A 21,420-nucleotide genomic window follows, 5' to 3' on the forward strand; every position below is an offset into this window, starting at 1 on the left:
CCTGCGAACGGACCGCCGCCTGACCCTGTCCGATCGAACGAACCGGCTCGTGCCGCGTGATGTGAGGTAAGACGGGCGGGGCCGAAAGAACCCAAGAGCACTCGCCTTCTCCTGGAGCGTACCCGGCCCCGTCGAGGATCAGTCCTGCACGCTCGGGCGGGTCGGCTCGCCGGCCCGCCCGAGCGGTTCGCTCAGCTGCTGCCGCTGACGGCGCCGGCGTTCTCGCGGGCGCTGTCGGCGAGCTGCTGGCCGTGGTCCTGCGCCTCGTCCTTGACCGTCTCGGCCGCGCTCTGCGCGATCTGCTTGCCGTGCTCGAGCGCTTCCTGGCCGGTCTGCTTGGCCTGGTCCTTGACCTGGTCGGCCAGCGGCCCGAGCTTCTCGTCCTCGGCGCGGGAGCTGGGGATCAGCATCCCGGCGAGGAAGCCGGCGGCGGCCGCGCCGACCGCGAGGCCGAGCGGGTTCTCCTGAGCGACGCCGACGGCACGCCGCGCCTGCTGCTTGACCTGCGCTCCGTCGGGCGTCGCGTCGCCGACCTTGTCGGTCGCGACGCCGAGCTTCTCCTTCACGGTGTCGACCTTTCCGGAGATGTTCTCCTTGGTGCGGGTCTTGACGTCGGCCTTGTAGCCGAGCGCGTCGATCGTCTCGCCCATCCGCTCGCGTGTCTGCTCTACTTCGCGGCGGATCGTGTCCGGGTCTTGGCCCATTCGACGTCCTCCTTCACAGTCTCGATCGTCTGCTCCGGCACCGGCGGCACCGCTTCCTTGACCTCGTCGCGTCCGCGCATCGCGAGCACGCCCGCGAGCGCCGCGTAGACGAGCGCGACGATCAGCGCGGCGAGCCAGACATGGTTCAGCGCGGTCGCCAGCAGCGCGATCAGGCACGCGGTCAGCGCGCCCAGCGAGAGCAAGGCGACGATGCCGGCGGCGCCGAACATCCCGGCGCCCTTGCCGGCCGCCTTGACCTTCTCGCCCAGCTCCGCCTTCGCCAGCTCGATCTCCTGCCGCACGAGCGTGTTCGTCTCGTTCGCGAGGTCGCGGACGAGCTCGCCGATCGACTCGTCACGACGGTCGTGAGCCTCCATCGCGCGACTCCCTACCGAACGCCGGAGGGCACGGCCGGCGGGTCGTAGACGGGCTGTCGCGGGACCTGCGGCGTCGGCGTGGGCCGCGGCTGGTACGCGCGCGGCGGCGGCGGCGGCGGCGCGCTCGACTCGTAGCGAGAGCGGCTCGACGCCTTCAGGAAGCGCGAGGCCGCGAAGCCGGCGAACAGCCCGATCCCGACGACGGCGAGCGGCTGTCTGCGCGCGAACTCCTCGACGTCGTGGAGGATCCGGTCCGCGTCGGACTCGCTCAGGTAGCTGCCGACCTTCTCGGCGTGCCCGGCCAGCTGCTCGGCCGCCTTCGCCGGGCCGTCCTGCCCTTCGTCTCTGAGCCGCTCGGCGGTCGAGCGCAGCGCATGGGCGCTGGAGCTGACCTGCTCGCCGACCTGGGTGGAGCGCTGGTCGACCTGCTGCTGGAGGCGGGATCTTGCCTCGTCAGCGGCCTGATGGGCCTTCTCCTGCACCTGCTCCTTGGCGCCCTGGGCGTCATCGGCGCTGTGACTTTCAATCGCCATGGCTGCTCCTTCCGGAATCTGGACTGAAGAGCGCTTCCGGTCGGGTGGCTGGGACCGCGAAGGCGAGTTACCCCTGGCCGCCGATCGCAACCGGCGCGACGAGCGGGCGGGCGCCGGGTGGCGCCGGGTCAGGTCGTGCTTCTGCGCTTCGGCTCGTCGCGCGCGTCGAGCTGCAGCTCCTTCTCCGCGCCGGGCACGCCGGCCTCCAGCTCCCGGCTGCGCTCGCGCTCGGAGTTCAGCTCCATGCCCAGCAGCAGCGCGACGTTCGTGATCCAGAACCAGACGAGCAGCACGACGATCCCGCCGAGCGTCCCGTAGGTCTTGTCGTAGGAGCCGAAGTTGGCGACGTAGAACGCGAACAGCGCCGACGCGACCAGCCACACGACGATCGCCAGCAGCGCGCCGGGCGTCACCCACTTGAAGCCCGGCAGCTTGACGTTCGGGGAGACGTGGTAGAGCACGGCGAACATCAGCACGACGACGGCGAGCAGCACCGGCCACTTCGCGATCCCCCAGATGGTGACCGCCGTTGAGCCGATCCCGATCGAGCCCGCGACGGTGTCGACGACCGGACCGGTCATCACCAGCGCCAGCGCGACCAGCGCCAGCAGCACGACCATCGCGAGCGTGACGAGCAGCTGGAGCGGTCTCAGCTTCCAGAACGGCCGTCCCTCGGGCGTCTCGTAGACGATGTTGGCGGCGCGCGTGAACGCGCCGATGTAGCCCGACGCCGACCAGATCGCCGCGCCGAGGCCGACGAAGAACAGCACGCCGGCAGCGCCGCGGTTGGCGGTCAGCGATCTGATCGGGCCGGCGAAGGTGTCGGAGGCGGAGCTGGGGCCGAGTCTCGTGACGATGTCGGTCAGCGATCTCGTCGTCGTCTGCGGGTCGCCGAACAGGCCGAGGATCGAGACGAGCGCGATCAGCGCCGGGAACAGCGACAGCAGGCCGTAGTAGGTCAGCGCCGCGGCCCAGTCGGACATGTTGTCCTCGCTGTACTCGCGCACGGTGCGCTTGAGCGTCGCGAACAGCCCGGTGCCGGGGTCGGCACCGGTCGGCGCGTAGTCGGCGCGGCGGCCGGCGCCGCGCTGGTGGGGATAGTCACCGGTGCTCATGAGGCTCTCCTTTGGCGGTCGCGCTCACGCGACCTCGCCGGTCGGTCTTCTTGGCAGGCCGGCGGCGATCCGCAGTCTCTGTGCGATCTCGGCGATCTCCTCTGGCGCGAGGTCGGGTGCGAAGACGCCCGGCTGCGGCGGCAGGTCGTTGGCGAGCGCGCCTTCGGGGAAGGCCTCTTCGGCGATCGTGAGCGCCTCGCCGGTCTCCGGGTGGGTGCCGTTGAAGACGGCGCCGATCTCGTTGAAGTCCGATGGCGAGAAGCGGTAGAGCTTGAGGTGCTCGCCGCGGTCGAGGTGCGGTCTGCACTCGGGGATCTTGTCGGTCGGGATCCGCGGGGAGGGGAAGAGTCTGGTGAGGTCGGCGCCGGTCAGGTTCTCCAGTGCGCGGGCGTAGGCGACCTGGTGGACGCCGCCGCGCACGAGCAGGTAGCCGGTCAGCGCGCGGGCGGCTGGGTGGTCGACCATCTCGTAGACGCGCAGCTTGCCGCTGCGGGCGCCTGTCTCGAGGAAGAAGTTGTGTGTCAGGTCCTCGATCAGGTCGCCGGAGGAGAAGACGTTGTCACCGGTCCATGGTCTGCCCATCGAGTCGGCGACGAGCGCGCCGGCGCCGCCGGGGGCGACGTAGTGCTGCGTGTTGCGGACGCTCTTGAGGTCGCCCAGCGGCGTGCCCAGTCTTCTTCTCGCTCTCGCGCCCGCTTTCAGCAGCGGCTCGTCGGCGGTGCCGGTGAGCATCGTGTTGATCGTCGCCGAGACGAGCTCGATGTGGCCGAACTCCTCCGCGGCGATGCTGGCGACGAGGTCGTAGAAGGGCCGCGCGCCCTGGCGGTTGCGGAAGTTGAACGACTGGTACGTGTAGTTCATGAACGTCGACATCTCGCCGAACTTGCCGCCCAGCAGCTCCTGGACGACAGAGGCGCCGTCGGGGTCCGGAGCCGAGGGTGGCGGCAATCTCGTCTGCAGGCGATCGATGCGCAGAATCATGGGCTTGCTCCTCTGAGGGCGGGCTTGGGCCCGCCAGTTACCCGGCGCGCCCGGTCCGAACCCGGCCCGTCGCCGGACGAAACTGCGTCCATGACTTGTATGTATGTAGACATACATAGTATGGTGGTGCGGACGGCGAGACCCATCGGGGGTCGATCGCCGAATCGAGCGACAGGAGGCAGCGATGCCGTTGTACGAGTGCAGCACCCCGTCGGGCATGCTCGACGCCGATCAGCGCCAGCGGTTGGCGGCCGGGATCACGCGGATCCATGCCGAGGAGACGCAGGCGCCCGAGCCGTTCATCCGCGTCGTCTTCGACGAGCTGGCCGAGGGCTGCGGCTTCACCGCCGGCGTGCCGGCGCCGTCGGTGATCCTGCGGGGCGGAATCCGTGCCGGACGCTCGGAGGACACCCGTCGGGCGATCCTCACGCGCTCGTTCGAGCTGCTGCGCGAAGTCACCGGCGCGCCGGCAGAGACGATCGTCATCTCGGTGATGGACTTCCCGTCGCAATGGGCGTCGGAGGCTGGCTTCATCCTCCCGGAGCCGACTCCGGAGGCCGAGGCGGCGTGGCTCGACGATCTCGAGGCGGCGGGGAAGACGGCGTAGTCACGGCGCGCGACTCGACGAGCTCGCGCGCCTGCCGCCGCCACATCACAGAGGAGAGACGGATGAGTGAGATCGAAGCGCCGCGGGTGGACGTCGAGGAGGCCGCGCCGGGCGTCCTCGTCGCACGGCTGCGGACCGGCCCGCTGGGCCTGTTCGAGCGACCGCTCGCGGACGGTCTGCGCGAGGTCGTGCTGCGGGCGCAGCACGACGACGCGGTCCGCGCGGTCGTCGTGACCGGGACGCATCCGGAGCGGTTCGTCAGCCACGCGAGCATCCGCTGGCTGCAGGAGGGCGGGCGCGACAGCCCGCGCGTCGGCGTCCGCGGCGCGTCCGCGGTCGCGCGGCTGGCCGGCGTCGTGCGGCGGGCGCGGCCGCTGGCGCCGTTCGCGCGCCGGACGCCGCTGCGCGGGGTCGTCGAGCTGGATCGGCTGCACGACACCTTCCTGCGGATGAACTCCTGCGGAGCGATCTTCGTCGCCGCGCTCAACGGCTCGGCCCTCGGCGCCGGAGCGGAGCTGGCCTGGGCCTGCGATCTGCGGCTGATGGCCGACGGCGCGCACTTCGTCGGCCAGCCGGAGATCCTGCTCGGCTTCAATCCGGGCGGCGGCGGGACGCAGCGCCTGACCCGGCTGGTCGGCTCCCACCGTTCGCTGCTGGCGATCCTCGACGGCAGGCCGTTGGCGGCTCGCGAGGCGCTCGCGATCGGCGCCGTCGACGAGCTGGTCGCGCCCGCCGAGCTGGTCGAGCGGGCGGTCGTGGTCGCGGAGCGCTATGGCGCGCGCCCGAAGACGGCGGTCGCGGCCGTCAAGCGCTCGGTCTACCTCGGCGGCTCGACGGGGCTGGCGGGCGGTCTGCTGCGCGAGCGGGCCGAGTTCCTCGCGGTCCTGTCCGGCTCGGATGCGCAGCAGCGGATGCTGGCCTACATGCGGCGCACCGAGGCCGACGGCGAGCTGCCGCTCTATGACCCCGACAGCTACGCCCGCGCGCTTGCGGCTGGAACGTTCGGTGACGCGACCGAACCGACGGTGGCATGATGAGCGCGGCCGCCCGATGACGCGCAGATCCGACGCCAAAGAGAAGATGATCAGGAGCGCCGTGCGCCTGCAGCGCATGCACGGCGTCGCGGGGACGGCGTTCGCGGACGTGCTCGCCGACAGCGGCGCGCCGCGCGGCTCCGTGTACCACCACTTCCCCGACGGCCGCGCCCAGCTTGCCGCCGCGGCGACCGAGCACGGCGCCGATTGGATCGCCGGACAGCTCGAGCAGCTGCTCGCCGCCGGCGACCCGCTGCGGGCGCTCGACGGCTTCATCGAGCTGTGGGCCGGGATCGTGCGCGAAGAGCAGTACATGGCCGGCTGCGCCGTCGCCGCCGGCGCGCTCGACTCGACCCCCGGCTCGGCGGCCCGCCGCGCGGCCGCCGCCGGCTTCAGCCGCTGGGAGCGGATCCTCACCGACGCCTTCGCCGCCCATGTCCCGGTCGCGCAGGCGGAGGGGCTCGCCGTCACCTGCATCGCCGCGGTCGAGGGCGCGCTGATCCTCGTGCGCGCCGAAGGAACGCTGCGCCCGCTGGAACGTGTCGCCGAACAGCTGCGCCAGCTGCTCGTGGCGACGCAGCAGACGGATCCGGCGAGCGACGGCACGGCGTCCCGCCCGCGTTAGCAACGCGGTGCGGCGGGTAGCGGATCGGCCATGAGAATCGGTGTCTTCCTCTCCAGCGAGGAGTTCGGCCCGGCCGACCTCGTCGCACAGGCGATCCGCGCAGAGCAGGCCGGCTTCGCCGGGCTGTGGATCTCCGACCACTACCACCCGTGGAACGATGCGCAGGGTCACAGCCCGTTCGTGTGGTCGGTGATCGGCGCGATCGCGCAGGCGACGAGACTGCCGCTCGGTACCGGCGTCACCTGCCCGACGATGCGGATCCACCCGGCCGTGATCGCGCAGGCGGCGGCGACCAGCGCGCTGCTGCTGAAGGGCCGCTTCACGCTCGGCGTCGGCAGCGGCGAGGCGCTCAACGAGCACATCCTCGGCGACCGCTGGCCCGGCGCCGACGAGCGGCTGGCGATGCTGGAGGAGGCGATCGCGGTGATGCGCGAGCTGTGGGCCGGCGAGGTCGTCCAGCACGACGGCACGCACTACGCCGTCGAGCACGCGCGTCTCTACGACGTGCCGGACGAGCCGCCGCCGGTGATCGTCTCGGCGTTCGGGCCGAAGGCGGCGTCGCTGGCGGCGCGCGTCGGCGACGGCTATGCGACGACCTCGCCCGACCAGGAGCTGATCGCGCAGTACCGTCGCGAGGGCGGCAGAGGGCCGGTGCAGGCCGGCACGAAGGTCTGCTTCATGCCCTCGCGCGAGGAGGCGGTCAAGACCGTCCACCGCTTGTGGCCCAACGAGGCGCTGCCCGGCGAGCTGGCGCAGGTGCTGCCGACCCCCGAGCACTTCGAGCAGGCCGCCGAGCTCGTCAGCGAGCAGGCGATCGCCGACTCGCCGACCGCCTGCGGCCCGGATCTCGACGAGCATGTCGCGGCGCTGCAGGCGTACGCCGACGCCGGTGTCGACGAGCTGTTCGTGCAGCAGGTCGGTCCGCTGCAGGACGCCTTCTTCGAGACGTGGGCGGCCGAGGTGCTGCCGCGTTTCGAGGAGCGATGAGCAGGCGCCTCAGTCGCGCTCGGCGTGCTCGATCGCAGCCGCGGCGTTGATGACGCCGGCGTGGGTCAGCGCCTGCGGCACGTTGCCGAGGGACTCGCCGCTCGCCGGGTCGGCCTCCTCGCTCAGCAGGCCGACGTCGTTGGCGTGCGCGAGCACGCGCTGGAGCAGTTCGCGCGCCGCTGCGGGGTCGCCGGTCTCGGCGCGCCACTGCGCCAGCCAGCAGGTCGCGGGCAGGAACGCGCCGTCCTCGGCGCCGCTCCAGCGGCGCAGCAGCCCGCCGGCGCCGAGCTCGCGCTCCAGCACCGTCGCGGTGGAGGCCAGCCGCGGGTCGTCCTGCTCCAGCAGCCCGCTGAGGCCGATCAGCAGCACCGCGACGTCGAGCCCGTCGCCGTCGAGCGTGCCGGCGAAGGCGCCGAGCCGCTCGTTCCAGGCCCGCTCCAGCAGCGCGGCGCGGATCCGCTCCGCCTCGCGCGCCCAGGTGGCGACGCGTTCGCGCGGCTGCGGCCGCGGCTCGCCGGGCCGGGTCGGGTCGCCATCGGCGAGCGCCGCCTCCAGCAGCGGCGCGAGCACGACGGCGCGGTCGAGCGCGACCCAGCAGAGCAGCTTGGAGATCGTGTGGTGGCGCGGCTCGTCGCGGCTCTCCCACATGCCGGCGTCGGGCAGCTCCCAGTCGCGTGCGGCGCGATCGGCGAGCTGGGCGAGGAAGCCGGCCGTCGGCGCGTCGAGCGTGAAGCCGTCGAGCCGCTCGTGCAGGTGGGCGGCGATCCCGAGCAGCTCGCCGAAGACGTCGAGCTGGAGCTGGCGCCAGGCGTCGTTGCCGATTCGCACCGGGCTGCTGTCGCGGTAGCCGCGCAGGTGGTCGAGCGTCTGCTCGTGCAACGCTCGCTCGCCGCCGACGCCGAAGACGATCTGGACGTGGTCGGCCTCTGCGCAAGTGCGCGCGGCGGCGATCGTCCAGGCGAACCAGCGCTCGGCCTCGTCGGCGCAGGCCGCCTCCAGCAGCGCCCGCGCCGTCAGGCTCGCGTCGCGCAGCCAGCCGTAGCGGTAGTCCCAGTTGGCCTCGCCGCCGATCCGCTCGGGCAGCGAGGTCGTCGCGGCCGCGACCAGCGCGCCGGTCGGCTGGTAGGTCAGCGCCTGCAGGATCAGCGCGCTGCGCTGCACCAGCTCGCCGAACGGGCCGCTGCGATGGTCGTGCTGCTCGGCCCACGAGCGCCAGCCGGCGATCGTCTCGCTCAGCGCGGCATGGGGATCGAGCACGCCTGGCGGCAGCGACATGCCGGGCGCGCGACGCAGGGCGACGCCACGCCGCTCCCCGTCAGCGAGCGTCAGTCGCGCGGTCGCGACGGTGCCGCGCGGCGTGAACGGCAGGTCGCCGTCCAGCCGCAGCCGCTCCGCGCCGCCGATCGTCGATAGCCCGTCGCGCTCGGCGAGGAACGACGGCGCTGCGAGGCCGTACTCCAGCCGCGGCCGCAGCTCGCCCTCCAACTCGACCGCGCCGCCGCGCGCCGCGACGACGCGCACGAGCGCGTGCGGCACCTCCAGCCCGATCTCGTGCCCGCGCGCGCCCGCGGCGAACGCGAGGCAGTCGCTCACGACCAGCTTGCCGGCCGCGGTCGCGAACGTCGTCTCCAGCACCATCGTGCGCGGCAGGTAGCGGCGCGTCACCGTGTACGGCGCCGTCGGACGCAGCCAGAAGTGGCCGGCGTCGCGATCGAGCAGACGGCTGAAGACGCTCGGCCCGTCGAAGCGCGGCCCCGGCCACCAGTCGACCGACCCGTCGCGCCCCACCAGCGCCGCCGTCTGGCAGTCGCCGATCAGCGCGTAGCCCGAGATCGGCGGCGTGCTCATCTAGCTCAGGGCGCCTCGGAGGAGCGAGTCGCCGGAGTGCGCGGTGCCTGCGCCGACGTGCTGCAGCGAGATGTCGAGGAAGCGGTAGCGGTCGGCAGCGGCCGGCAGCGGCACTTCGACGACGGCGCGGCGGTCGGGACCGACCGAGAACGCGGCGACGGGCACCACGCGCCCAGGGCCGTCGAGCAGCCACGCCTCGTAGTAGCTCCCGGCGGGGGAGGGAGGCAGGTCCTCGACGCTCAGCCGCATCCGGTTGGGAGCGACCATCCGGGCGTTCGCGGAGGCACCGGCCGGCGCTCGCCCGAACGGCGCGAGGGCGACCTCGGGCCCGCGCGTCACCGACGAGTCGCGGCCACGCTCGAGCAGCGCGCCGGCGCCCGCGCCGGCGACCAGCAGCGCGACGGCCGCGAGGCCGCCCGCCACCCACCGGCGCGCTGGAAGTGAAGGCAGCCATGCACGTCGGCCGCTCCGCAGCGCCGCATGCGATCCCGCCTTCGACGGCTGCGACGACGGCGGCAGCACCTCCCATGCCTGTTCCGGCAGCTCGTAGAGCCGTGTCACGACGGGAGCGAGCCGCTCGACCTGCGCGCGCAGGTCGGCATCCTCGGCGAGCCGGTGCTCGAACCGCGCACGCGCACCGGCGTCCAGCTCGCCGAGCAGGTAGCTGCTGAGATCCGCGTCGGGAGTGGGGGATCGGTCGTCTGTCATCACGGCGCCTCCTCGTCGAGGAGCGTGCGCAGCCGGTCCAGCGCCTGCACCATCCGCATCTTGACGGTCCCCAGCGGAAGACCCGTCCGCGCCGCGATCTCGCGCTGCGTCAGACCGCGGTAGAAGCGCAGCCGCAGCAGCTCCGCCTCGGCGGTCGGCAGCTGGGTCAGGAGCGCGGCGACCTGCCAGCGGTCGAGCAGGGCGTCGACCTCGGTGCCCGCCCCGGACGCGTCGCGGTCGAGCAGCGTCGTCGCCGTCTCGGGATCGTGCGGCTCGGGCACGCGACGGCGCAGCTGGTCCAGCGCGCGCGACCGGGCGATCATCATCACCCACGTCAGCAGCGACGCGCGGGCGGGGTCGTATCCGGGACCGCGCTGCCACACCTCCGTCAGCGTCACCTGCAGCACGTCCTCGGCAGTTGCGCGGTCCCCGAGCACGCCGGTCAGGTAGCCGAGCAGCATCGCGCCGTGGCGCTCCTGCAACTGCGCGATCGCGGACGGGTCCTGCCTGCGCAGCGCGCGGATCAGCCGGCGGTCCCGCCGCTGCGCGCGCCGGCTCTGTGCCCTCGCGTCGTCCACGTCGTGGAGCATGCCCGAACCTTGAGGCGGAGGAGCGGTCGCGGCCATCGCAGAGGATACGTATCCGAACCGGCGATCGGTTGCGGCGAACTTCCCAACCGCACGTCGCGAGGGCCGCGTACAGGGGGAGACACAGCCGTCATCCACTCCAACGGAGGCACATCGTGAAGCGCATGCTCGGACTCCTGCTGTCCGCGACGATCGTCGCGGGACTGGTGGGCACGCCCGCCGCCACCGCGGCCAGGCACCCCGACCTGGTCCAGGTCGCCGCATCCGACAAGCAGTTCTCGACGCTGGTCAGACTGGTGAGAGCGGCGGGGCTCGTGAGAGCGCTGTCGAGCTCGGCCAAGCTCACGGTGCTCGCGCCGACCAACGCCGCCTTCTCGAAGGTGCCGAAGAGAACGCTCGACGCGCTCGCGCGAGACAGAAGAGCGCTGCGGCGGGTCCTGCTCTACCACGTGCTCAGAGGAGCGGTCCCGGCCAGAACGATCGTCACGCTGAGAACCGCGCCCACGCTCGCCGGCCCTGACGTGAAGATCCGGGTCCGCGGCAGAAGCGTCTTCGTCAACGACGCCAAGGTCGTCAAGACCGACGTCAAGGCCAGCAACGGCATCATCCACGTCATCAACCGGGTCCTGATCCCGCCGCGATGACCGCGGCAGCAGCGCCCTCGGCGCGTGGCCCGCGCCGCGGACCAGGGGCTGCGGGCCGAGGCATCACATCGCCACGACGGTCGTGCTGATCAGCTCAGGACCGATCCCGGCGATCGCGCGCGCTCGCGCGGTCGCCTGGTCGGCCCAGTGGGCTGCGGCATGCTCGTCGTGAAGGTCGTCGAGCAGCACGTAGACGGCGTCGGCGGTCGGCGCGATCGTCTCCCCGACGGCGCTCGGCAGCAGCTCGCGCAGCGCGTCGGTGAAGGCCTCGGCGACCGCGGGGTCCTCGGCGGCGAAGCCGATCCGGTAGGTGGGCATGACCGGGATGCTCGCGCGCGCAGCCGACGGAACGCCTGCTCTCGACGTCAGCGCGTCTCAGCTGACCGGCGGGCTGTCCGCGCCCGGCTGCATGCGGAAGACGAGGCGCGGCGACTCCGCGCTGCCGTCGAGCACCTGCTCGATCGCGTCGTTGACCTCCTCCAGCTCGCGCTCGGCGTGCTCGACGCGGGTCAGGCCGCGGCGGTGGAGCGCGAAGACCTCTTCGAGGTCGTGGTGGGTGCCGACGATCGAGCCCTTCACCGTCAGCCCGCCGAGAACGGTTTCGAAGATCGGCAGCTGCATCTCGTTGTGGGCCGGGAGGCCGACGCAGACCAGCCGTCCGCCGCGCGCGAGCGAGCGCAGCGCCTGCTCGAACGCCAGCGGATTGACGGCGGTCGCGATCGCGACGTCGGCGCCGCCGAGCCGCTGGATCGCCGCGACCGGGTCCTGCTGGCTGGCGTCGACCACGTGCGCGGCGCCGACCGCCTGGGCGTTGCGCAGCCGGGCCGGGTTGACGTCGACGGCGACGACCTCGGCGCCGGTGATGCGGGCGTACTGGATGGCGAGGTGACCGAGGCCGCCGGCGCCGAAGACGGCGACGACGTCGGCCGCGCGAGCACCCGACTCCTTCACGGCCTTGTAGGTCGTCACGCCGGCGCACGTCAGCGGCGCGGCGTCGATCGGGTCGATCCCTTCGGGGACGGCGACCACGTGGCGCGCGTAGCCGACGGCGTACTCGGCGAAGCCGCCGTTGATCGAGTAGCCGGTGTTGAGCTGGTCGGGGCAGAGCGTCTCGCGGCCGCTGTTGCACCAGCGGCAGCTGCCGCAGGCGTAGCCGAGCCAGGGGAGCGCGACGCGCATGCCGGTCGCGAGCCCGTGCGTCTCGCCGGGGCCGAGCTCTACGATCGTGCCGACGCCCTCGTGGCCGGGGACGAACGGCGGCGTCGGCTTGACCGGCCACTCGCCGCGGGCGGCATGGATGTCGGTGTGGCAGAGGCCCGCGGCCTCGATCCGCACCAGTACCTGCCCCGAATCGGGCACGGGGGTGGGGATCTCCTCGATCGCCAGCGGGCGGTCGAACGCGTGGACGACGGCGGCGCGCATCAGATGCTCCTTCGGTTCGGACGGGCACTGACGATCTCACCCGACGTTGCGCGCGTCATCGGCAGTCGATGCTGTCCCGATCCGTAGTTGTCCGCGTGAACGCGAGTGCGGCGCGGGTGGGGACGGCGCTCAGCGGCTGAGGCTCGGCGCTGCTGCGACGAGCTCCTGCGTGTAGGGCTGAGCCGGGGCGCGCACGACCTGCCCGACGGGACCGGTCTCGACGACGCTGCCGCGCTGCAGCACGAGCACGCGGTCGGCGATCGCGGCGACGACGCCGAGGTCGTGGGTGATGAACAGCAGCGTGAGGCCGAGCTCGTCGCGCAGTCCGCCGAGCAGTTCGAGGACCGCGGCCTGGACGCTGACGTCGAGCGCGGAGGTGATCTCGTCGCACAGCAGCAGCTCCGGTTCGACCACGAGCGCGCGTGCGATCGCGACTCGTTGCAGCTCGCCGCCCGACAGCGCGGCGGGGCGGCTGTGGGCCAGGCGTCGCGGCAGCTGGACCCGCTCCAGCATCTGCTCGGCGGCGCGCAGCGACGCGGCGCGGCCGCCGGCGGCGTGGTCGCGGCCCAGCTCGCGCAGCGGACGGGCGACCGCCTCGATCGCCGTCTCGCGCGGGTTGAGGCTCTGGTACGGGTTCTGGAAGACGATCTGCAGCCGTCGTCGCTGCTCGCGCGTGCGGCCGCGTGCGAACCCCGCCAGCGGCTCTCCGGCGAGTGCGATCTCGCCGCCGTCGGGCCGCTGCAGTCCCGCGACGCAGCGGGCGATCGTCGTCTTGCCGCTGCCCGACTCGCCGACGAGCGCGAGGCACTCGCCGCGTGCGAGCGCGAAGCCGACGTCGTCGGCGGCGACGACGTCGCCGCCGCCGAAGCTGACGCGCAGGTCGCGCACTGCCAGCAACGCCGCGCCATCGGCGGCCGCGCGCTGCGGCAGCGGCTCGAACGCCGGCGGCGGCGTCTGCGCGGCGTGGAAGCAGCGCACGGCGCGATCGGCCGCGGGGCTCGTCAGCGGCGGCGCCTGCGCACGGCACGCGTCGCTCGCCAGCGGGCAGCGGGGCGCGAAGGCGCAGCCGGCCGGGCGCGCGTCCAACGCGGCGACGGCCCCGCCGATGCCGCGCAGCCGGCGCGGCTCGCGATGGTCGGGCAGCGACGCCAGCAGCCCGCGCGTGTAGGGATGGCAGGGGCGCGCCAGCAGCTCCGCCGCCGGCCCCTGCTCGACGACCCGGCCGGCGTACATGACGGCGATGCGGTCGGCGATCGAGGCGACCGCGGCGAGGTCGTGCGAGATGTAGAGGACGCCGAGGCCGGACGCGTCGCGCAGCCGCCGCACCTCGTCGAGGATCCGCGCCTGCGTGACGACGTCGAGGCCGGTCGTCGGCTCGTCCATCACCGCGACGGCCGGCTCGCAGGCGAGCGCCAGCGCGATCGCCAGCCGCTGCTGCTGTCCGCCGGAGAGCTGGTGCGGCCAGCGGCGCCGGAAGGCGCGCTCGCCGGGCAGGTGGACGCGCTCCAGCGCCGCCTGCACGACAGCGTCGTCGCCGGCGCGGCCGTGCGCGCGCAGCAGCTCGCGCAGGTGGTCGCCGACGCGCATCGCGGGGTTGAGCGCGCTGCCGGGGTTCTGCGGCACGTACGAGACGTGGCGGCCGCGCACCCCGCGCAGCTCGCGCTCGCCGAGGCCGAGCAGCTCGCGGCCGGCGACGCGGACGCTGCCGCCGTCGATCCGCGCGCCGTCGCGCGCGAAGCCGAGCGCGGCGAGGCCGCAGGTCGTCTTGCCCGAGCCCGACTCGCCGACGAGCGCGACGATCTCGGCGCCGCGAACGGTCAGCTCGACCTGCTCGACGATCGCCGCGCCGCCGGGCGCGCGCACGACGAGGCCGGCGATCTCCAGCGCTGCGGCGTCGGCGCTCATCGCTCCTCCTCGCGGGTCAGCACGTCGGCGACGACGCTGACGGTCACCGTCAGCGTCGCCAGCAGCAGCGCCGGTGCCAGCAGCGCCCACGGCTGCAGCGTCAGACCGCTGCGGTTCTCGGTCATCATCACCGCCCAGTCGGGGGACGGCGGCTCGATCCCGACGCCGAGGAAGTTCATCGACGCCGCCAGCAGGATCGAGATCGCGAAGCGCGTGCCGGCGTCGGCGGCGACGGTCGCGGCGATGTTCGGCAGCACGTCGTGTCGCAGGATCGGGACCGTGCCGGCGCCGCGCGCGACGGCCGCCTCGACGTAGCTGCGGGTCGCGACCTCGGCGGTCGCCGCGCGCACGACGCGCGCGATCCCCGGCACGTTGACGAGCGCCACGCCGGCGACGAGGATCGCCGTCGAGCCGCCGACGCCGGAGGCGAGCACGAGCAGCAGCAGGATCGGCGGGAAGGCGAGGATCACGTCCATCAGCCGCATCAGCGTCGCGTCGACAAGGCCGCCGCGCAGCCCCGCGACGAGCCCGGCGACGCCGCCGACGCCGTAGGCGGTCGCCATCGCCAGCAGCGCGTAGGCGACGACGCTGCGGCCGCCGTCGAGCACGCGGCTCAAGACGTCGTGGCCGAGGTAGTCGGTGCCGAGCCAGTGCGAGCCGCTGGGGCCGCTGTAGGGGATCCCGACGATCTCGCTTGCGCCGTACGGCGCGACCAGCGGCCCGAACACGACGACGAGCAGCAGCAGCGCCAGCAGCAGGCACGCGACCTGGCCGGCGCGGCGGCCCTCGAAGCGGCGGCGGAAGGCGGTCAGCGGCCGGCCCGGCCGCGCGGCGGTCGCCTCGGTGACGCTCATCGCGCGCTCCGCAGTCTCGGCACCAGCAGCACCAGCGCGATGTCGGCGAGCAGGTTCAGCAGCACGTAGATCGCGGCGATCAGCAGCGCGACCGCCTGCACGACGGGGATGTCCTGCGACTGCACCGACTGCACGAGCGTCTGCCCGATCCCGGGGTACTGGAAGACGGTCTCGACGATCACGATCCCGCCGACCAGCCACTGCGCCGTCAGCGCGATCACCTGCACGCCGGCGGCGAGCGCGTTCGGCAGGACCCAGCGGCGCACGACGCGGCGCTCGGGGATGCCGCTCAGCCGCGCCATCTCGGTGTAGTCGGCGGCGGCCGCCTGCGCGACGCCGACGCGCACCAGCCGCACCGTCGAGGCGAGCCCGGCGACGAGCAGCGTGAGCACCGGCAGCACCATGTACTGCGGATGCGCGAGCGGCGACTCGCCCGGCGGGATCAGCGAGACGGCCGGCAGCCAGCCGAGCCAGGTCGCCAGCAGCAGCGCCAGCAGCGTGCCGGTGACGAACTCCGGCACCGCGACGCCGGCGAGCGTGATCCAGCTGACGACCTGGTCGAGCTTGCCGTCGCGCCGCGTCCCCGTCAGCACGCCGAGCAGCAGCGCCAGCGGCACCAGCAGCACGAGCGTGACGGCCGCCAGCGTCAGCGTCGCGCCGACGCGGTCGCCGATCAGGTCGCCGACCGGCAGCCCGGCCGCCAGCGATCTGCCGAGGTCGCCGTGCAGCAGCCCGCCGAGCCAGTCGGTGTACTGCTGCAGCAGCGGCCGGTCGAGCCCGAGCTGCGCCCGCAGCTGCGCGAGCGAGTCGGGCGTCGCGGTCTTGCCGAGGATCGCGCTCGCGGTGTCGCCCGGCAGCACCTGGGTGGCGGCGAAGACGAGCAGCGAGACGATCCACAGCAGCACGACCGCGATCCCGACGCGGCGGGCGACCAGCCCGCCCAACGACTGTCGCTTTACACCAGCCACCAGTTCCGGAACTCGTAGTAGCCGAGGTTGTAGAGGGGGTTGGTGACGATCCCCTCGACTCTGGCGGAGGCGGCGTCGAGGAAGTCGACGTAGCCCCAGACGATCAGGCCGCCCTCGTCGTAGAGCGTGCTCTGCAGCTCCTTGTAGACGTCGTTGCGAGCGGCCTCGTCGGTCATCGACTGCGCCTGCACGAACCGTCTCTGCCAGGCGGCGTCTCTCCAGCCGGTGATGTTGAAGCCGGAGTCGGGCAGCAGACCGTCGAGCGTCGTCTGCTCGAACGAGCCGCTCCACTGGTCCTGGCCGAAGGCGACCTTCAGGTAGTAGCGGTCGCTGTAGTAGTCGGCGGCGGGGACGGTCTGCAGGTCGATCGTGATGCCGGCCGCCTGCGCCTGCTGCTTGTAGGCGGTCGCCGCCTCCAGCATGCCGGGGACCGCGCGCGAGCTGTAGAGCTTGACGGTGAGGCCGTCCTGCCCGGCCGCTCTCAGCAGCGACCGCGCCTGCTCGGGGTCGTAGGCGCGCTGCGGCAGCGCGTCGTTGTAGGAGGGATAGCCCTTGCCGAAGAGGTCGTTGCCGATCGAGCCGTAGCCGAGCAGGGCAGCCTGGACCGACTGCTCGCGGTCGACGGCGAGCCGCATCGCTCTGCGCACGCGCGGGTCGGTGAAGGGCGCCTCGTCGACGCGCATGTAGGTCGGCAGGGCGGAGGCGTTGGCGGTCCGCACGAGCCGCACCGGGCCGCTCGTGCCGTCGCCGAGCTGCCGCGCCTGCGCGAACTCGATCGCCTCGATCGCGTCGACCTGGCCGCCCTGCAGCGCGTTGTAGCGGGCGGTCGAGTCGGGGATCGAGATCTGCTCCAGCTCGTCGACGTGCGGCGCGTCGCCCCAGTAGCCGGGGTTGCGTCGCATCAGCGAGCGCTCGCCGGGCTTGAACGAGACGAGCGTGAAGGGGCCGGTCCCGTTCGGTCTGGCGAAGTCGCTGAAGCCGGCGGGGATGATGAACGAGGCGCGGTGGGCGAGCAGCGAGGCGAGGTCGCCGATCGGCCGGCTCAGCACGATCTCGATCGTGTCGTCCGCCGTGCTTCTCGTCTTTCTGAGGTCGATCGCGGCGATCGCGTTGGCGCTCTGGAGCGCTCTGGTGCGGATCCGTCTCCAGGTCGCGAGCACGTCGTCGGCGGTCAGCGGTCTGCCGTCGTGGAAGTTCGCCGCGCGCAGTCTCAGCCTCCATCTGTCGGCTCTGGCGCCGGCCTCCAGCGACTCCGCCAGGCGCGGCTGCGGGACGCCTCTGGGGTCGAAGTCGAACAGCAGCTCGTACAGCTGGCGGGCGCGCGCGACGTCGATCCCGACGATGCCGCTGTTGGGGTCGAGCGTCTCCGCGGTGCCGCCGCCGACGTGGCCGACGCGCAGTCTGCCGCCGCTTCTGGGCGTGCCGCCGGAGCCGATCGTCTGCGCCCCGCCGACCGTCTGGCCGTCGGTCGCGGCGCCGCTGCCGCCGTCGTCGCCGCAGGCGGCGAGCGCGCCCGGGAGCAGCAGCAGGCCGCTCGCGGTCAGCGATCCCTGCAGGACGCGGCGGCGGGTCAGCCCGCGGGCGGGCTCTGGCGGTCTGGGCGAGTCGGTCACGGCGGCGGTCCTCTCAGGGGAAGGTCAGGCGTTGGCCGAGGTAGATCGCTTCGAGCGCGCCGAGGTGGACGTCCATCGAGCGGACGATCCAGGCGCGGTCGCGCGACTTGAGCGCTTCGAGCGTGTCGCGCTGGTTGACGATCGCCTCGGCGAAGTCGACGTGGCCGATCGGGAACTGCGCGGCGCGGATCGCCAGCCAGGCGTCGAAGAAGGTGCGCACGCAGCTCATCAGCGGCTCGTTCTGCGCCATCTGGGCGATCGTGAAGTGGAACTGGACATCGGCGGCGAGGAACTGGTCGCTGTCGCCGGCGCGCTCCTCCAACGCGCTGACGAGCTGCTCCAGCCGCACCCAGTCGGCGGGCGTGCCGCGCGTGCCGGCCAGCAGCGCGGCCTGCAGCTCGACCGGGCGGCGCATCTCCAGCAACGTGCGGACGGTCGCCTGCGTGTGCGAGTGGAGCGCGCCGAGGACGGTCGGCACGTTCGCGCTGGAGGCGACCGTGATGCCGCCCTGGTTGCCGCGCCTGACGGAGACGACGCCGGCCTGGTCGAGCACGTAGATCGCCTGCCGCAGGACGGTCCGGCTGACGCCGAGCTGGGCGGCGAGGTCGCGCTCGCGCGGCAGCTGGTCGCCGACCTCGAAGAGGCCGCCGCGGATCGCGTCGACGAGCACGGCGACGACCTCGTCGGCCGCGCGCCGCAGCTGGACCGGCCGGAAGCGCCGCAGCCGCGGGTCGTCGTCCGGGGCGGCGGGGTCCTGCTCGGGTGTCGAGGAGCCGTTGGCGTTCATTGGTCTACACAAAGAACCTTCGAGGTGCGAGAGTGTGGGTCACGCCCCAGCCGCTGTCAAGGGGCGCGACCCATAGAGACCGCTTTGAGCACCTCGTCACGATCGCGATTGCTTGCGCCGCAGCCGTCCGCCACGGTGGATCGCATGCTCTCCCCGCACGTCCGCGCCAACTTCTCGCCCGAAGGGGCGTATCTCGACACCGCCACCTACGGCCTGCCGCCGCGGCGCGCCTTCGCGGCGTTCGCCGACGCGGCCGACGAGTGGCGCCACGGCCGCTGCGGCTTCGACGGCTGGGACGGCGCCGTCGGCGCGGCGCGCGCCGCCTACGCGCGGCTCGTCGGCGCGCCGGCGGCGGAGGTCGCGCTCGGCGCGGTCGTCTCGCCCTTCGTCGGGCTGATCGCCGCCGCGATGCCGGCCGGCACGCGGGTGCTGGCGCCGCGCGACGAGTACACCTCGGTGCTGTTCCCGCTGCTGGCGCAGGAGCATCGCGGCGTGCGCCTCGAGCTGGTCGAGCTGGAGCAGCTCGCCGACGCGATCGACGGCACGACCGACTGGGTCGCCTTCTCCGCCGTGCAGTCGCTCGACGGCCGCGTCGCGCCGCTGGAGCAGATCGCGGCCGCGGCCGCGCATCACGGCGCGCGCACGCTGGTCGACACGACGCAGGCGTGCGGCTGGCTGCCGCTCGACGCGACCCGCTTCGACGTCACCGCCTGCGGCGGCTACAAGTGGCTGCTGAACCCGCGCGGGACCGCCTACATGACGATCCGAGAGGAGCTGTGGGAGCAGGTCCCGACCAACGCCGCCGGCTGGTACGGCGCCGCGCAGCCGACCTCCGCGCTCTACGGCCCGCCGCTGCGGCTGGCGCCCGACGCCGGCCGCTACGACATCTCGCCGGCATGGCTCTGCTGGGTCGGCGCCGTCGGCGCGCTGGAGCTGATCGAGGCCGTCGGCGTCGAGCAGATCGGCGCCCACGACGTCGCGCTCGCCAACCGCCTGCGCGCCGAGCTGGGGCTGGAGTGCAGCGACTCCGCGATCGTCTCGCTGCCGGCCCCCGACGGCACGCTGGAGCGGCTGCACGCCGCCGGCGTGCGCGCCTCCGGCCGCGGCGGCCGCGTCCGCCTCGCCTTCCACCTCTACAACGACGAGCGCGACCTCGAGCGCGCGCTCGCCGTGCTCGCCGCCACGCCGCTCCTGCGCTCCGCCTCCTGAAAGGTCCCGCCGCATGCCCCACGCCCAGCCCGCCCGCATCGACGCGCTGATCGACCCCGGAGCGCTGGAGGCGATCGTCGCGACGCTCGACGGCCACGGCTCCCACGCGCTCGGCTTCAGCGCCGCCGGCACGCCGCCCGAGCGCGCGATGACACGCTGGATCGCGGGCGAGCTGACGGCCGCCGGCCTCTCCGGCGTCGTCGAGGAGGAGCTGCCCGTCGACGCCTGGCACCTGCGCGACGCGTGGGTCGCGACGGCCGCCGGCGAGCGCTTCGACGGCGCCTCCTTCGGCGGCGTGCCGCCGACCCCCGCCGGCGGCGTGACGGGTCGGCTGGTCGTCTGCGAGGGCGGCGACCCGCGCACGCTCGACGGCGCCGACCTGCGCGGCGCCGTCGTCCTCTACGACTGGCAGGACCGCATGTTCCTGCCGGCGACGGCAGCGCTGGAGCTGGGCGCTCGCGGCGCCGCCGCGATCGTGCTCGCCTGCCTCCAGGGCGGCCCGATGTACCAGGAGCCGGGCGCGCTCGGCTCCAACGACGGCCTCTGGCACCTCGATGCGCCGCCGATGGTGACGGTCAGACGCGAGGACGCGCGGCGGCTGATCGCGAGCGCGCCGGCAGAGGTGACCGTGATGCTCGACGCCGAGCTGACGAGAGGGACCGCTGCCAACGTCGTCGGCTTCCTGCCGGGACGCAGACCTGAGCTGGCGCCGATCGTCGTCGGCGGCCATCACGACGCCTGGTTCTACGGCAGCATGGACGACCACTCCGGCGTCGCCGCGACGATCGCGCTGGCGCGGGCGCTCGCCGGCGCGGGCGTGACGCCGCAGCGCTCGATCGCCTTCGTCTCCCACACCGCCGAGGAGTTCGGGCTCGCCGACAGCGCCTACGACTGGTGCTGGGGCGCCTGGTGGCAGATCGCCGTCGAGCACCGCGAGTGGGCCGGGACGGTGCCGTTCTACTTCAACCTCGAAGGCTCCGGCACGCCCGATCCGCTCGTCGCCGACACGCCGGTCGAGCTGCGCCGCTGGATGCGGCGGCTGCTGCGCGCCGGCGAGCGCGAGGGACTGCTGCCGTATGGCTGGGCGCTGGGGAAGCCGAACGCCTGGACGGAGGTGTGGCCGTTCCTCGCCGCCGGCGTCCCCGGCGTCAACGTCTCGACCTTCCACATGCCGTTCGCGCGCACCAAGTACCACACGCAGTTCGACGACCGCACGACGCTCGACTTCGAGCATCTCGCGCGGCTGACGCGCTGGTTCGCGCGCGTGCTGCTCGACGCCGACGCGCAGGGCGCGGCGATCCTCGACCACCGCGCCCGCGCCGCCGACCTGCGCAGATCGCTCGCAGCGCACCGCACACCGCGCCTGGACGCCGCCGTCGACGCGCTCGCGGCGGGGAGCGGCCGTGAGCGCTTCACTGCCAGCGGGCGCGGCCTGTTCGCGCTCGACGACGACGTCCCCGGCTACGCCCACGAGGCGGTCGCGGCGACGGTCGCCGCGCTGGAGAGCGCGCTCGCGGCGCTCGCTCGCGACGACCGCCGCGCCGCGCTGAGAGCGCTGCGCGCGATCGGCTGGTCGCGCAACGCGCACTACGTCTCGGCGCCGGTCCACGCCCGCGAGCTGGCGCGGCGGACAGCCGCCGAGCCGCGGCTGGCGTGGGCGCGGCAGACGCCGCCGGCACCCGACCCCGACCTCTGGCACGAGCTGGCCGCGCTGCGCGGCGACGCCGGCGCGCGCGAGCCCGGTCCGTGGCTGACGGAGTCGCTGGAGGCGCACCTCGCCGCCGCGCGCGCCGAGCTGGAGCGACGCCTGGACCAGGTCGCCCGCGTCGCGTCCGGCGAGCTGCTGCCGCTGGTCGAGGAGCCGCTGCGGGACTGAGCCCGCGGGCGGCGCGCCGGGCGGCAGCGGCGCGGC

22 protein-coding genes are annotated in these 21,420 nt (G+C 73.6%); 7 read left to right on the forward strand and 15 right to left on the reverse strand.

The window, feature by feature from the left end; translation table 11 throughout:
* Positions 1 to 191: 191 nt before the first annotated feature.
* The 5 genes from Q7L73_RS18405 to Q7L73_RS18425 form a co-directional block, all read right to left on the reverse strand.
* A complete protein-coding gene (locus Q7L73_RS18405) occupies positions 192 to 704 on the reverse strand; it encodes a DUF3618 domain-containing protein (protein ID WP_304694326.1) in 513 nt (170 codons plus the stop codon).
* A complete protein-coding gene (locus Q7L73_RS18410; RefSeq protein ID WP_304694324.1) occupies positions 668 to 1,081 on the reverse strand; it encodes a phage holin family protein in 414 nt (137 codons plus the stop codon). The genes Q7L73_RS18405 and Q7L73_RS18410 overlap by 37 nt, the downstream gene beginning before the upstream one ends.
* An 11-nt stretch (positions 1,082 to 1,092) precedes the next feature.
* The gene (locus Q7L73_RS18415) at positions 1,093 to 1,614 is read right to left on the reverse strand and encodes a hypothetical protein (protein WP_304694323.1); all 522 of its coding nucleotides are present in this window, start codon (positions 1,612 to 1,614) and stop codon (positions 1,093 to 1,095) included.
* A 128-nt stretch (positions 1,615 to 1,742) separates the two neighbouring features.
* Positions 1,743 to 2,729 carry a YihY/virulence factor BrkB family protein gene (locus tag Q7L73_RS18420; RefSeq protein WP_304694321.1) on the reverse strand — a complete coding sequence of 329 codons (987 nt, stop codon included), beginning with the start codon at positions 2,727 to 2,729 and terminating at the stop codon, positions 1,743 to 1,745.
* Positions 2,730 to 2,753: 24 nt separating this feature from the next.
* Positions 2,754 to 3,710, reverse strand: coding sequence for a manganese catalase family protein (locus tag Q7L73_RS18425; protein ID WP_304694319.1), 957 nt, complete (start codon positions 3,708 to 3,710; stop codon positions 2,754 to 2,756).
* Positions 3,711 to 3,894: 184 nt separating this feature from the next.
* Here Q7L73_RS18425 and Q7L73_RS18430 point away from each other — a divergent pair, with 184 nt between their 5' ends.
* From Q7L73_RS18430 to Q7L73_RS18445, 4 genes are all read left to right on the forward strand, one after another.
* Positions 3,895 to 4,317 carry a tautomerase family protein gene (locus Q7L73_RS18430; RefSeq protein WP_304694318.1) on the forward strand — a complete coding sequence of 141 codons (423 nt, stop codon included), beginning with the start codon at positions 3,895 to 3,897 and terminating at the stop codon, positions 4,315 to 4,317.
* A 62-nt stretch (positions 4,318 to 4,379) separates the two neighbouring features.
* The gene (locus Q7L73_RS18435) at positions 4,380 to 5,351 is read left to right on the forward strand and encodes an enoyl-CoA hydratase/isomerase family protein (protein ID WP_304694316.1); all 972 of its coding nucleotides are present in this window, start codon (positions 4,380 to 4,382) and stop codon (positions 5,349 to 5,351) included.
* Positions 5,352 to 5,412: 61 nt separating this feature from the next.
* A complete protein-coding gene (locus Q7L73_RS18440) occupies positions 5,413 to 5,976 on the forward strand; it encodes a TetR/AcrR family transcriptional regulator (RefSeq protein ID WP_304694314.1) in 564 nt (187 codons plus the stop codon).
* A gap of 30 nt (positions 5,977 to 6,006) precedes the next feature.
* A complete protein-coding gene (locus tag Q7L73_RS18445) occupies positions 6,007 to 6,963 on the forward strand; it encodes a TIGR03557 family F420-dependent LLM class oxidoreductase (RefSeq protein WP_304694312.1) in 957 nt (318 codons plus the stop codon).
* Between the two features lie 9 nt (positions 6,964 to 6,972).
* On the opposite strand, the gene Q7L73_RS18450 is transcribed toward Q7L73_RS18445, so the two are convergent.
* From Q7L73_RS18450 to Q7L73_RS18460, 3 genes are read right to left on the reverse strand one after another with little or no spacing between them, the layout of a single operon-like run.
* Positions 6,973 to 8,811 carry a glycoside hydrolase family 15 protein gene (locus Q7L73_RS18450; RefSeq protein ID WP_304694310.1) on the reverse strand — a complete coding sequence of 613 codons (1,839 nt, stop codon included), beginning with the start codon at positions 8,809 to 8,811 and terminating at the stop codon, positions 6,973 to 6,975.
* The gene (locus Q7L73_RS18455) at positions 8,812 to 9,519 is read right to left on the reverse strand and encodes an anti-sigma factor (protein WP_304694308.1); all 708 of its coding nucleotides are present in this window, start codon (positions 9,517 to 9,519) and stop codon (positions 8,812 to 8,814) included. It lies immediately after the preceding gene.
* Positions 9,519 to 10,109, reverse strand: a complete 591-nt coding sequence (locus tag Q7L73_RS18460) for an RNA polymerase sigma factor (protein ID WP_304694306.1) — start codon at positions 10,107 to 10,109, stop codon at positions 9,519 to 9,521. Before Q7L73_RS18460 ends, Q7L73_RS18455 begins: the two co-directional genes overlap by 1 nt.
* A gap of 161 nt (positions 10,110 to 10,270) precedes the next feature.
* Between Q7L73_RS18460 and Q7L73_RS18465 the strand changes: the two genes are divergently transcribed.
* Positions 10,271 to 10,750, forward strand: a complete 480-nt coding sequence (locus Q7L73_RS18465) for a fasciclin domain-containing protein (protein WP_304694304.1) — start codon at positions 10,271 to 10,273, stop codon at positions 10,748 to 10,750.
* 63 nt (positions 10,751 to 10,813) lie between these two features.
* Here the strand turns inward: Q7L73_RS18465 and Q7L73_RS18470 are convergent, their stop codons facing one another.
* The 7 genes from Q7L73_RS18470 to Q7L73_RS18500 all read right to left on the reverse strand — a co-directional run bounded on the left by Q7L73_RS18470 (position 10,814) and on the right by Q7L73_RS18500 (position 18,299).
* Positions 10,814 to 11,068, reverse strand: coding sequence for a hypothetical protein (locus tag Q7L73_RS18470; protein WP_304694302.1), 255 nt, complete (start codon positions 11,066 to 11,068; stop codon positions 10,814 to 10,816).
* Between the two features lie 57 nt (positions 11,069 to 11,125).
* The gene (locus tag Q7L73_RS18475; RefSeq protein ID WP_304694300.1) at positions 11,126 to 12,172 is read right to left on the reverse strand and encodes an alcohol dehydrogenase catalytic domain-containing protein; all 1,047 of its coding nucleotides are present in this window, start codon (positions 12,170 to 12,172) and stop codon (positions 11,126 to 11,128) included.
* Positions 12,173 to 12,301: 129 nt separating this feature from the next.
* A complete protein-coding gene (locus Q7L73_RS18480; RefSeq protein WP_304694298.1) occupies positions 12,302 to 14,077 on the reverse strand; it encodes an ABC transporter ATP-binding protein in 1,776 nt (591 codons plus the stop codon).
* The gene (locus tag Q7L73_RS18485) at positions 14,074 to 14,931 is read right to left on the reverse strand and encodes an ABC transporter permease (RefSeq protein ID WP_304694296.1); all 858 of its coding nucleotides are present in this window, start codon (positions 14,929 to 14,931) and stop codon (positions 14,074 to 14,076) included. The genes Q7L73_RS18480 and Q7L73_RS18485 overlap by 4 nt, the downstream gene beginning before the upstream one ends.
* On the reverse strand, positions 14,928 to 15,875 hold the full coding sequence (locus Q7L73_RS18490) for an ABC transporter permease (protein ID WP_304694294.1): 948 nt from the start codon (positions 15,873 to 15,875) through the stop codon (positions 14,928 to 14,930). The genes Q7L73_RS18485 and Q7L73_RS18490 overlap by 4 nt, the downstream gene beginning before the upstream one ends.
* 11 nt (positions 15,876 to 15,886) lie before the next feature.
* The gene (locus Q7L73_RS18495; protein ID WP_304694292.1) at positions 15,887 to 17,512 is read right to left on the reverse strand and encodes an ABC transporter substrate-binding protein; all 1,626 of its coding nucleotides are present in this window, start codon (positions 17,510 to 17,512) and stop codon (positions 15,887 to 15,889) included.
* A 13-nt stretch (positions 17,513 to 17,525) separates the two neighbouring features.
* Positions 17,526 to 18,299, reverse strand: a complete 774-nt coding sequence (locus Q7L73_RS18500) for a FadR/GntR family transcriptional regulator (protein ID WP_304694290.1) — start codon at positions 18,297 to 18,299, stop codon at positions 17,526 to 17,528.
* A 144-nt stretch (positions 18,300 to 18,443) separates the two neighbouring features.
* On the opposite strand from Q7L73_RS18500, the gene Q7L73_RS18505 reads away from it, so the two are divergent.
* Positions 18,444 to 19,508 (forward strand): aminotransferase class V-fold PLP-dependent enzyme, encoded by a 1,065-nt coding sequence (locus Q7L73_RS18505; protein WP_304694288.1) that lies wholly within the window; start codon positions 18,444 to 18,446, stop codon positions 19,506 to 19,508.
* 13 nt (positions 19,509 to 19,521) lie between these two features.
* Entirely contained in the window at positions 19,522 to 21,384 is a 1,863-nt protein-coding gene (locus Q7L73_RS18510; RefSeq protein WP_304694286.1) for a M28 family peptidase, read from the forward strand.
* The last annotated feature ends 36 nt before the right edge of the window (positions 21,385 to 21,420 follow it).

The sequence above is a fragment of the Conexibacter sp. CPCC 205762 genome (genome assembly GCF_030646155.1).
Classification (GTDB): Bacteria; Actinomycetota; Thermoleophilia; order Solirubrobacterales; family Solirubrobacteraceae; genus Conexibacter.